The organism is Enterococcus sp. S53 (assembly GCF_016516865.1).
GTDB lineage: Bacteria > Bacillota > Bacilli > Lactobacillales > Enterococcaceae > Enterococcus_D > Enterococcus_D innesii.
On record NZ_JACVUH010000004.1, the window covers coordinates 1 to 12128 of the forward strand.

Here is a 12128-nt window from a genome sequence, read left to right on the forward strand (position 1 = left end):
TCTAGTCTACACACCTTAATTTTTCTGTCTAGTTAATTGTAGCCTATCCAATATTACTTTTCCCTTTAATACCTTCCTCCTCTTTATTTATATTAGTTTCTCTTTTGTCAGTATCATTAGAGTCTGATATTTCGTCTTCTAGAAGTCGATTTTCTAGTATTCTGGAAGGCGGAATTTTAGAATTCCTTATTTTTTCTACTCTATTTTGGAAGTCATTTTTTCGACTTCCCGATGAACTAATACTTTTTGATGCTCCTTATAAATATCAAAAACTTTCAATTGATAATCTTTTAAAAACTTATCCACATATTGTGGATAAATATTAAAATGAGATACTAAATATTGTAAACAAGAGTTTTCCACTTCTGATTTATCTATCTCAGAAGAACTTAACTTTTGTTCGGCAATCCATAATTGAATTGCTGATAGTATCTTTTTCTTTGAAATAAACTTACGTATATTAGTTGCTGTATCTACCAAATGTAGATAGGTCTTATTCGCTTTATTTCTACCTTGTCGTATTTCGGATAAAAGTTGAAATCGAATTAATTCTCTTTTAACCTTAATAACTTTATCTTTCCCCCATCCCATAAAAAAACAGACCTCCGCAATAGCATAGATAAAATAAATATCACCATTCGTGTCTGTCCAATTATTTTGAATAGAAAGTTCCGCACGATCCTGATAGACTGCATATAACAATTTTGCATCAGAGCTCAAGTTTTTATACTTTTCACCTTGAACCAATACTTTGGGTACTCGATAAAAATTCCCTTGTTGGTAGATAGATATATTTAGTATTTGTGACATTTCTACCTCCTATTTAGGTGAGCTAACTTATTGAACTATAAAATCTAAAGAGGGCTTTCTCTAAATTTTAAGTATAATCACTGCAAATTCATTGCAATTTTCCTATCGAAAAAGAGGTATATCACCACGGTATTTTTATTTATACTCATTGATATTAAAGTATTCTTGATCATATTCCAATTCCAAAATACGGAGTGGGAATAATGTAGACACATCACTTGGTGGTAGAACGTTGATTTAACAGTTTTTAGTTCAATTGGAATGGATAACAATGACCTGTTTTACCTAGGTTCACCACCAAAATCCCGTCAGATTTCTCTGACGGGATTTTTGATTTAGGCTTAATCTGACAACCCTTTTGGGAAAATACGATAAGAAATTGTTGATTCTCGTTAACTATGTTAATCCCAATAGTGGGACTAACGCTCATATTGGAAATCAGATACGATAAAATAAGCTTAAATGCTTTTATTGCCTAAGTTTCTATAGAAGGTTTTTATTAAAAAATAAAAAACACTAAAAAGGGTGGACCTGAACTATGAAGAAGAAAGCTGTCGTTTATTGTGTTACGGGGTCACATATTCAATTAGCTGCAGTATCCATTGCGTCAGTAGTAAATACTTATGAAGGGAATGAACCTTTAGATATATTAGTAGTTGTAAATGAACTAGGTAACGAAGAAATACTGAAATTGAAGAGTATTTCTAGATTATATGGAGAAAAAAATGTAACTATTACTATTTGGTATCCACCTAAAATAATAAACGAAATAAAGAATTATAATAATTCGCGTTTTCCTGAAGTCACTCTGTGGAGATTATTTCTACCTTCATATTTTAGCAATTATGATTACATTCTCTATTTAGATAATGACACTATTGTATACGATGACGTATCCAATTTCTTTGATTTGATCCCTGATCAAAAATCAATTGCTGCAGTTAGAGACTTCTACTTCTCAGTTATAAGTGATACAGAGGACAGCTTTAAATATTTTGGAGTAAAAACTATGAAGAATTACTTCAATTCTGGAGTTATTTTATTTAATGTAGTTGTGTTCAATGAACAGATACGACCAGAAGCCATAGTACGTATGATAAATAAGAATGAATATTTGTATTTAGATCAAACCATTTTAAACATTCTTTGTGAGAGAAGTGTTGAGTTGTTGCCTTATGAATACAATTATCAGAAAGATGATCATTGGTTATTTGATTGGGCAAAAAATGTGAATCCACTCAAATTTTTGAAAATTGAAAAAGCCAGAAAAAATATAAAGATTCGACATTTCGTTGAATTCGAAAAAAATTCGATGCCTTGGGAGCATCTTTCCATACAAGATAGATGGGAAAAAGATTTTTGGAATTATCTGTATGAAATCAAGTCAACAAGTTTAAGAAGTGGAAAACAATGAAAAAAAATTTCAAGAATTCGTTCGTTATTTTTAATTGCATTAATTTACTCTATAGGAACAATTTCTGTAGATGCAAAGTCAGCCGACATAGCGAAGACGCCTATTGTTGATTATTACTATCCTGGAATATTGTATGGTACAGCTACTTGTGTTAACGAATACGGTACCATCATTTACGACTCAAACTCACTAGGAGAAGCCTACCAAGAGGCTGTCAATGAAGCTGCGCAATCATGGAATCAGTCGATTGGGAGATCGGTAATTGTTGAACAATCAAGTGTAAATGCAGCAGATAACCAAGTTGATTTAGTTTTACAATCAACGGATGGCGATTCCTATGCAGATATGGGGTACTCTGGATTTGGTTGGGGAAATAGTACGAACAGAATATTTTTGAATAATGCTGTTTTAAATGACGCATCATCTGGAAAAGGAACCTCCGGCTACGTACAGCTGGTTTCAACTATCAGACATGAAATGGGGCATACTTTAGGTCTCCAACATGACAATGGATCAGTAATGGCTGATTTGTATGATGCCCAGGTTAGCAACAATCAAGAGATGCTGGATGCAGCGCAAAAAACGGCGGACTCAATTTCTAAGGGGATACTTCCTGCTGTCCCATTATTCAACAAATATGCGATACTAAATATCCTTAATAATAGGGATAAAATCTATTATTTGAATAATCATCGTTCTAATCAAATTGCCTCAATCTTTTTAGATTCTCCTGCTGGAAAAATTTCTGGTGTTACTTTCATCGATCAAACAGTTGAAATAACAGGTAACTATAATTTGTATAAACTGTCCCTGTCCCCAAGAGATCCATATGTAGGAACAATTTCGAGTAATAATCTTATGAATAGAACTGTTTCAGTTACTGAAGATATAGTTTCTATTTATGGTCAACACTATTATCTTTTTGAAATTGATGGAGAAGAGTATATTGTTAATCGCCGCGCCTTCGGATAAATTCGCTACCAATTCTTACTTGAAAAGTTGCCACTGCAATCTTGGAAAAGTGTGTTTGCAATCTTAGATACATTCTTTCGTGGCAAACATACGTCTTTTAAGTAATAAGAAAATTAGCAAACATTTCATTCCAATGCGCAAGTTTTCAGCATTTTCTGTGAGGATTTTTTTGACAAAACCTCGGCACTTGAAAAGTAGTTAAAGGAATTAATAGTCAAAGAAAAAATCTATGTTTAGCCTTTCATCGTTTCATTTTCTAGATGACAAAAAACAGCTAGAGATTGATCCCTAGCTGCTGATGATGAGATAGATAGTATTGAACGACCTTACTCCACCACAATCACTTTATTTCCACCGTCTTTCTCCGCAAAGTTCACCGTAAATAGATCCGTCGAAGCATCATAACTGATTCCATCACTTTGAGAGACGATTTTTTGGTAGTCTTTTGGCAATTTTAAGGTCATGGTCGTCGTTGTTTGAGTTGGATCAGAAAAGGCATAGATGGTTTTGCCTTCTCTACTTGTTCTAATCAATGAAAGAGGCTTGTTAGTAGTAATATCGGCGACACTACCTCCATCATTCTGCCAAAAATTGATACCTAAATAGTCAGTTTGATCAAGTTTTACGGCTTGAACTTCCGAGGTATTGGCTAAAATCTCCAGCGGTTTTTCTTGGGCATAAGCAGTCAGTTCTGTTTCATTGATGCCTGGCAACATGACATACGCATAATGATCCTCCACGGGATTTTTGCCATGATTGATCAAGAATTTCCGATATTCTCCGGTATAAACCGCATTACTTGGAAATGCCTCATTGATTTCTGTATAGCTGCCTGTTCGTGTTTCACTTACCACGTTTACTGTCGTTTCTTCTGGAAAATAGTAACCGATATTGGCCTGAGAATGATTGGAGTCTAACAACAACCACTGCTTGCTGCTTGTCTCATTTGACTGATTAATGCTTCCTTGATCAGAAAGGATTTGATAAGTATACTCATCATTTAGTAAGCGATTATCCACGACCGTCTCAATAGAAGCTGTCGTATCACCAGTGATTCCCGCACCTAAAGCGACAATCTGCCCATCAATGATAAACCACGATTTTTTTGCCCGCACGTTCATAGGTAAAACATTCCCGTTATTTTTTGTACCCGTTTTGTTTAATGCCATTCCCACCGCAGCTGCACCATCATAAGCCACACCGCCTACCCACTTTTCTGGAGACGTTACCGTTGTAAAAGCTGAATTTTCATCCGCTAATTGTATGGTATCCACGGTTGTTCCTGGCAAGCGATATGGATCGACGGTCGGCCAATAACTAGAATTGAATTGAACTTGATCATCATTATAGAGGTAGAGCACCCCGTCTGCTGTATGCCACCCACGCTTGTTTTCCTTGTTGCCAGCTTCAAAGGAAGAAATACGACTGGAATATAGCCCTAAACCCACCATATAATCAGTTGTTCGTTGAACAAAGCGATCCATTGAAGCGTAAAGTTTTGTTCCCGTAAAAGGTAATGCATCCCCTGTAATCGATGGGTCTGCCAAGAGATTCATCGTCATTTGTAAATCATTAAAGTCTCTTGCATTCGTCAAATAATAGTCTGGATTTTCTTTGAGCCAATATTTGGCAGCTTCCCGGAATCTTTGCTGGTATTGAGTTGGTGCGAATTGAGATACGATCAACAAATTATAGACTGTTGATGAGCCATAGCCGACTTTGGTTTTGGCTGGAGCTCTTGAGATCGAACGACCATTGACCAACGGCAACATTTCTCCTTGATAGATCAACGGCAAGAATGCTTGATCAACATTTTTAACAAACGTTTGTACGAGATCAGCGTCCATCTCAAAACTTGATCCTTGCGTGATAGCTAGAATTTGTCCCACACCCTTGATCAGTACATTTCCATAAGAACCAGTATAAGGGATCGTATTATGCTGAATAAAGGAGCCATCTTTATAGAAACCATCGCCTTTTGTGACTAACTGAAATACTTCTTCGATACTTGCTGAAGCTTGTGTGATTTTCCCAGCGTCCCTTTGCAAAATGCCCAAGCCTAATACATTAAGCGCGAGATCTGTACGATTAGCACCCGAAGTCACAAAATTTGGAATAAAAGCAAGCTCAGTAAAACTGCCGTGTGTCTTCGTATACAATTGCTTGAAGGGATCTGGTACATAACTGCTGATAATGGCAGTGTATTGCTGTAATTTCTCGGACGGTAACTCAGCGCCTAAAATCATTAAAGTACTGATCAGTTTTTGCGGGACACCGATTTGCCAATCCCACCAGTTTCCATGGTACTTTTTCCCATCGTACCCTTTTCGAGTGACCATGAAATCTATCCCGTCAATAATCGTCGTCGCCACTGCTTTATCTTGATACAAAGAACTACCTTTCGTGCCATAGGCTAAAGCCATTTTCTGTAATTTTGTAAATTGAGTCGTTACATCCGCTGAAGCAGTATTCCCTTGTTCGAGGGGCCATAGGCTCGTTCGATCAGATGCTTTATTTATGGTTTGATATAACGCCTCAGCTTCTAAGGTGACCATCTGCACGTAATCAGCCATAGTCGGATTATTTGGATCATAGTGATCAGAAACCAGTTGATTTTGCCATTTTTCTTGCAGTTGCATAAATTCTGCTGTGTGATCTTCCACGGGCAAGCTGCCGATAGGACCGCTACGCATCGATAATACCTTCAGCTTAGATAAATTACCAAACAAACGGATACCCACATACCCGGACCAGTCCCCATCAATTGCCGTACCATTGGGATAGTTTACCTTTTGATTCTCATAAAATAGCTGATCATTTAAAAAGGCACGAAAACTCGAGCCCTCATACTGAAGCAAGAGTTTATATTTTTGTCCCGCAATCAAAGTAGGTCCAGAAATAGCTGTCAGCCATTTTCCACCTGGTTGACCAAGTTGCCACTGCCCATCACGATTATAAGCAAACGATTGCCACTGATCTGTCTTTTGTTCATCTGCGCGAAAGACCACCCCAATGTTCGCTTGGTCTTCATATAAAAAAGTAGTTTCAAAATCCCCTGAAGACCGCTTGGGAGCATCTTTGTTGAGCGTTACTGATTCCAGATTGGTGCCTTGTTTCGTATTACTGATCATTAAACCAGTAGCATTTTGTGCTACTTCGGCTTTCCCGACTAAATCTTGCCAAGACCCTTTCTGGTTAGAAAAATCCGAGTGATAGATCGATTCTGCTTCCGGCAATTCGGGTATTTGTTCCTCGGCATTTCCAGAAAGACGAGTGGCGCCAACTACCGAATACAGCAACAAGAAACACCCCATGATCAGCAGATATTTTTTCCCTTTTTCCATCCTTTACTCCTCCTATTTCCCCGCGCAAAAGATAGCGCTATCATTTCGTGGAATAGGAAAAGAGTGAAGAAATTCATTTCCGCACTCTTTTCCATTTAGTTCAACTATTCTAAAAAAGAAAACAGGTTGACTACCCTAACTGCTTATATGATTTACAAAACAATCACAGCAGCTGCCCATTTCCTTTTACACCATGATTCTTTCTTAACCCAAAATACCAAACGCACTCAAAACGATCGACAAGATCAAGATGATCCAAATCACTCGAGTGGAATTTAGTTTCTTTTGGCCTAGCATCCAGTAGGTCAGCAAGACGAGCAAGATAGGTACAAGGGAAGGCAAGATGGCATCCAACGTGTCTTGGATCACTAATTCGACACCGTCTTTTTTATAGACAAAGGGAACTGTTGCTTTGACCACAGAGGGAATCAAGGCACCAATCACTGTGACCCCTAAAACGGTTGCGGCATTGGTGAAGGCCGATAATTTGTCTTTCAAGGTCGTCACTAATTTGACCCCTTGTTTGTAACCTAGGGGAAGCAACGCTGCCCGACCAAAAAGTAACGCGATGTTGGCGATGATCCAGATGACACAACCAACGACGGAACCATTTTGCGCCAATGTGCCAGCAACAGAGCCAAAGATCGTTCCCCAAATCACGTGGAACAAGGAGTCACCGACACCGGCCAAGGAACCCATCAAGGCCGTTTTCAAGGCGATGATCGTTTCTTTGGCTTTGTGTCCGTCTTGTTCTTCAATCGCGACATCGATCCCCATGATTAAGTTCCCAAAGATCGCATTGGTATTGAAAAATTGATTATGGGTCCGCAGCATATCTTGCAGCTGGGTTTCATCATGGCCATAGAATTTTTTCAAGACGGGCAGGATGCCGTAAAGGTAGCCTGAACTCATCATTCGCTCATAGTTCCAGTTTAATTGGCTTGCCAAAATATAGCGCCAGCTAATGGTATTCAACTCTTTTTTTGTCAGTTTTTGATCACTCATCGCCATCATATCCTCCTTCAAAATCTCCAGCAGCTGCCGTTGCAACCGTGCCTTTTTCGCTATCACGTTTAAAGGCTAACATTGCTGCTACGAGCCCAATGATGGAAACGCCGAGCATTGGCACTTGCAGATACGCAGCTAAAAAGAAGCCTAATAACAAATAAGGAATGTAGTGCTTTGTTGGCAAGTAGCGCAATAAGATCGCTACCCCGACGACTGGCAAGACGCCACCAGCGGTTTTTAGTCCAGTCATTAGCCATTCTGGTGTGTTATCGGTAATCGTCGTAACGACTGCATCTCCAGCTAAAAGCATCAATAAAATCGGAATCGCCCGTGACAATCCCCACAAGAAAGAACCCGATAAAACTAACCGTGGGATTCGTTTAACTTGCATGTTGTCGATGGCTCTATCGATCCTGTGTAGTAGAAATACGTTACAAAAACGAGCCACGACATCCAGTTGCAGCATCAGCAAGGACACTGGAACTGCTAAGCCGATGCCATATTCCGCGCCGTTTCCTGAGATCACGGCAAACGCTGTTCCCAGTACTGCGCCGGTAAAATAATCCGGGACGGATGCACCACCAAATGCGGCGATCCCCAAACGCATCAACTGTAAGGTCCCACCGACCATCAAACCGGTCTTTAAGTCCCCCATGATCATTCCAGAAATCATTCCGGCGATCGCTGGTTGGGTCAACGTATTGGAAATAAGTGAATCATTAATAGCAATAAAAGCATAAACAGTAATAAGAATGATTTGATACGCTGCTAAATGCATGAATTTTCCTCCTAATTGTATGAACGAGTCTTAACTGGCTAATTATCGATCGTTATGTCGCCTCAGATAAATCGTGAAAAACACTCGTTTTTTGACAAATCTTCCGCTACATATTCTCCTCGATTCAATCCCTGCCTGGTTTATCCTCGTAATTTCTTCATAAAGTCGATCGATGGTTCATTGGGTACAAGCTGTGCCGTGACGGTGATGCCTTTTGCGGCGATCGCTTCAAAGATCGGCTCTTCTTCTGGCAGTACTTGAATGCTTTTGGTCACTTCCCGTGCGCCTTCTTTGTAGCTCATGTTGCCGACGTTGATCGCTTTGATCGGTCCATCTGCTTCAATATAACGCAAAACATCTTGGGGATTTTTGAAAAGCAAAAACAACCGTTGTTTTCCATAACGACCGGCGCGAATATTTTTGGCTGCCGTTGCCACCGGAAGGACCGAAAGTCGCATCGAAGTTGGCGCTGCCATTCGTAAAGAAGATTTTTGTAATGGGTCTACGGCGGCTTCATCATTGGCTACGATGATCCGTTGCGTGTTTAAACTGGTGGACCAGATACCGGCGACTTGTCCATGGATCAAGCGCTCATCGATTCGACTATTGATGATATTTTCTTGCCCAGCATACGCACTGTAATCCCCTAATTCCTCTTGCTTTTCTTCTAAAATCTCTTGTTCTGCTTGGTTCATCCCTGCTTTGACATCAACGATGTTTTCTTTGGCTAAGCAAAGCAGCTCTTTGATCGTCGCTCGTTGATTGACGACTGCCTCGATCACTACGGACAATGTCATTCCAGCTAAGATCGCCACTTCGTCATCCTCTAAATAATTCTTGACTGCAACGTTGCACGGGGTTCCTCCTAATAAATCCGCAATAATCAATGTTGAACCGTTAAGGGCTTTCATTTTCTCGTTCAATTCTTTCTCAAATTGCAGATTGTCACTATCTGGTCGTAATGAAACGGTGTGAACGTTTGCTTGCTGGCCTACGATCATCTCGAGACTACTTTTGACCCCTTCTGCCATGCCGCCATGACTGATCAATACAATGTTTTCCACTAATTTCCCTCCTACTCCGCAGGTCGCCCTACTTAACATGTTATGTTCCTTGTAAGCATACAATACCACATGGCAAGCCATTCGTAAACCTAATATCTTAACATATTGAATTTTATTTTTCAGACCTGTATAGACTGGAAAACAACGAATTTTCTACAATAATTAAGTGGCAGGAAAGGATTTAACATGTTATGCTTGATGTATTCATATGGAATGGAGGGAAACCACTGTGTTGCCAAAGTATGAGCAGATCAAGCAAGATCTTTTACAAGAAATCAAAGACCATAAATTCATACCTGGGGATAAGTTTTATTCAGAGGCGGATATCAAGCGGATGTATTCTGTTAGTTCGATCACGGCAGTCAAAGCGTTGAATGAATTGACGAGTGCTGGCTATCTGTATCGCATCCAAGGCAAAGGGACCTTTGTTTCAAAAGCAAAAGTATCTCAGAGTGTGAAGTTTTCCGACATTGAGCTGCATTCACTGGACCAAGAAAAGGTCAAGGTCCTTGCGGTGGAAGAAGGAAATGACCCAGAGATTTTGAAAGAATTAGGATTGGCTGCCAGTGCTTCCTACTACCGAATCAAACGGGTCCGCTATTTTAGCGATGTTCCTTTCTTGGTTCATATCACTCATCTGCCGAAGAAGCTGATGAAAGAACCGATCGCCAAAAACCTCAACCGATATGCCAGTGTTTATGAGCGGGTCCGAAAAGACTTTGCGATCGATCTTTTCTCATTGGCTTCTGTTGAAACCAACGAAATCGTCTTTCCTGATGACGCTGAATTGTTGAACTTATTGCAACTGAGCTTCCGAGAGCCTGCGGTCAAACAAGTCAAGCACTCCTATTTAGCAGATGGAAGTGTCGCTGAATACATCGTCAGCTACAAGCACTGGAAATATTTCAAAACAAAAATAGAAGTAGAGCCCGCGTAAATTTGGGTCTCTACTTCTATTTTTTTATTCTACGACAGGTTGATCACAGAAAACGAGTTCCTTGATCTCAACGCCATCGGTTTCAAATACCACGACTTCGTTGCTGCCTTTTTTCAAAAATTCTTTCGGACAGTATAAGGAATGCACGGGGCCACGTTGCCAATAGCGACCAAGATTGATGCCATTGACGATAACGACGCCTTTGCCATACCCACGGCAATCGATAAACGTATCTCCTACCTCTGTCAGCGTGAAGGTCGTTTGATAAAAGGAGGGGTGTGTCGGATTTTTTCCTGCTTGATAATCGATGGCTTGTAGCTGCTCTGCGGAAAGCGTCAATGGGTAATGACGATAGCCTTGGTGGAAATGAATATCTTGCATGATGCCCCCACGGATGCCTTTGGCTTGTGTAGGCCCATTCAATTTAAACCCATAATTCACGCGCCCTAAGTTTTCCACTAAGACATCTAGCTCGATGGTTTCTTTACCTGGTGCCCCTTGGATCAACAGCTCCTCGCCTAGCGTTTCTTGGTATTGAATCGCCTGTAATTGGCCGTCGGTAAAAACATGCAGCCGATCGCTAGCTTCTACCACTTTTAGTTTGTTTTCTCGATGATAGTTTTTTAACTGAACCGAATAGAGCAAATAGCCGTAGCCTGTGCTGGCAGCTTCCATTGTTAGAGGATACATGCTTTCTTGTGGTGCCATCAGTTGGTCTTTGATGGCCAGTAACGAGACACTGTTTTCGATGGGAAAGGTTCCTAATGCCGCTAATTGCTTGGTCCGTGGGTTGGCTTGCCACACTTCGGGACAGGCTTCTTTTATGGCTTTTTGTACCTGATAGTATTTGTCGGTAGGTTCTCCTGCTTCTGTCAGTAAAGCATCGTAATCATAGCTGGACACTTGTGGTAGATCCAGCGCTCCCCGAGCGGAACAGCCATTGTAAAAGCCAAAGTTCGTGCCTCCATGGAACATGTAGAGATTCAAGGAGCCGACCGCTAACATCTCTTTGACTTCATTAGCTAAGTCTTGACCGTCTCGCTTGATGATCGGCTCGCCCCAGCGGTTGAACCAGCCATCCCAATATTCCATGCACATGATGGGCCAATTTTTGCCATGTTTTGCCATAAACTCTTTCATCACAGCCGCATTTTCCTTGGAACGACTGCCGAAATTGCCTGTGACAAAGATGTCGTCTTCAATCAATGTCCCAGCGTCCAGTACTTCTTCCCATGCCCCATCTGAGGTAAACAAGGGTACATCGATGCCGTATTCTTCCATCAACTCCTTGGTCTGGCGCAAATACGCTTTTTCCATTCCATAAGAGCCGTACTCATTTTCCACCTGCATCATGATCACTGGTCCCCCATGAGTGATCTGCAACGGCACAAGTTTTGGCAGCAAGATCTGGAAATAGTTGCGCACCTTTGCCATGAAGCGTGGGTCGGTTGAGCGCAACCGCATCGGTTCGTTTAACAGCCAAGCCGGCAACCCGCCAAATTCCCATTCAGCACAAATGTAGACGGAAGGCCGTAAAATGACCATCAAGCCTAGCGCTTGGGCTTGCTTTACAAAAGCACAGATGTCTTTCATTCCCTGAAAGTCGTAGACTCCTTCACGAGGTTCGTGGAGATTCCAAGGAATGTAGGTCTCAACTGTGTTGGCTCCCAGTGCTTTTAGATTGTAGAGGCTATCTGTCCATTGCGCCGGTGTCATGCGGAAATAGTGGATCGCTCCGCTGATCAATTTGATTGGTTTTCCATCTAACAAAAAATCTTCTTTTATCTCAAACGTTCGCATG

The 12128-nt window shown here is 40.8% G+C and carries 9 protein-coding genes; 3 read left to right on the plus strand and 6 right to left on the minus strand.

The window, feature by feature from the left end; genetic code table 11:
- Nucleotides 1-195 precede the first annotated feature (195 nt).
- A complete protein-coding gene (locus tag IAE45_RS06950; RefSeq protein ID WP_200125577.1) occupies nt 196-810 on the minus strand; it encodes a replication initiator protein A in 615 nt (204 codons plus the stop codon).
- Nucleotides 811-1348: 538 nt separating this feature from the next.
- Here IAE45_RS06950 and IAE45_RS06955 point away from each other — a divergent pair.
- Both IAE45_RS06955 and IAE45_RS06960 read left to right on the plus strand, forming a co-directional pair.
- A complete protein-coding gene (locus IAE45_RS06955) occupies nt 1349-2224 on the plus strand; it encodes a glycosyltransferase family 8 protein (RefSeq protein ID WP_200125579.1) in 876 nt (291 codons plus the stop codon).
- A gap of 129 nt (nt 2225-2353) precedes the next feature.
- On the plus strand, nt 2354-3196 hold the full coding sequence (locus IAE45_RS06960; RefSeq protein ID WP_233618978.1) for a matrixin family metalloprotease: 843 nt from the start codon (nt 2354-2356) through the stop codon (nt 3194-3196).
- Nucleotides 3197-3522: 326 nt separating this feature from the next.
- Here the strand turns inward: IAE45_RS06960 and IAE45_RS06965 are convergent, their stop codons facing one another.
- The 4 genes from IAE45_RS06965 to IAE45_RS06980 all read right to left on the minus strand — a co-directional run bounded on the left by IAE45_RS06965 (nt 3523) and on the right by IAE45_RS06980 (nt 9429).
- Nucleotides 3523-6540 (minus strand): polysaccharide lyase 8 family protein, encoded by a 3018-nt coding sequence (locus IAE45_RS06965; protein WP_200125581.1) that lies wholly within the window; start codon nt 6538-6540, stop codon nt 3523-3525.
- A 204-nt stretch (nt 6541-6744) separates the two neighbouring features.
- Nucleotides 6745-7554: a PTS system mannose/fructose/sorbose family transporter subunit IID gene (locus tag IAE45_RS06970; RefSeq protein ID WP_005226799.1), complete on the minus strand. Its 810-nt coding sequence runs from the start codon at nt 7552-7554 to the stop codon at nt 6745-6747.
- A complete protein-coding gene (locus IAE45_RS06975; RefSeq protein ID WP_200125583.1) occupies nt 7538-8326 on the minus strand; it encodes a PTS mannose/fructose/sorbose/N-acetylgalactosamine transporter subunit IIC in 789 nt (262 codons plus the stop codon). Before IAE45_RS06975 ends, IAE45_RS06970 begins: the two co-directional genes overlap by 17 nt.
- A gap of 140 nt (nt 8327-8466) precedes the next feature.
- Complete coding sequence (locus tag IAE45_RS06980; protein ID WP_200125585.1) at nt 8467-9429, minus strand: PTS mannose/fructose/sorbose transporter subunit IIAB; 963 nt, start codon at nt 9427-9429, stop codon at nt 8467-8469.
- A 190-nt stretch (nt 9430-9619) separates the two neighbouring features.
- Here IAE45_RS06980 and IAE45_RS06985 point away from each other — a divergent pair, with 190 nt between their 5' ends.
- Entirely contained in the window at nt 9620-10327 is a 708-nt protein-coding gene (locus IAE45_RS06985) for a GntR family transcriptional regulator (RefSeq protein WP_195265499.1), read from the plus strand.
- Nucleotides 10328-10351: 24 nt separating this feature from the next.
- Here IAE45_RS06985 and IAE45_RS06990 read toward each other — a convergent pair whose 3' ends face one another.
- Nucleotides 10352-12127: a glycoside hydrolase family 35 protein gene (locus tag IAE45_RS06990; protein ID WP_200125587.1), complete on the minus strand. Its 1776-nt coding sequence runs from the start codon at nt 12125-12127 to the stop codon at nt 10352-10354.
- Nucleotide 12128 lies beyond the last annotated feature (1 nt).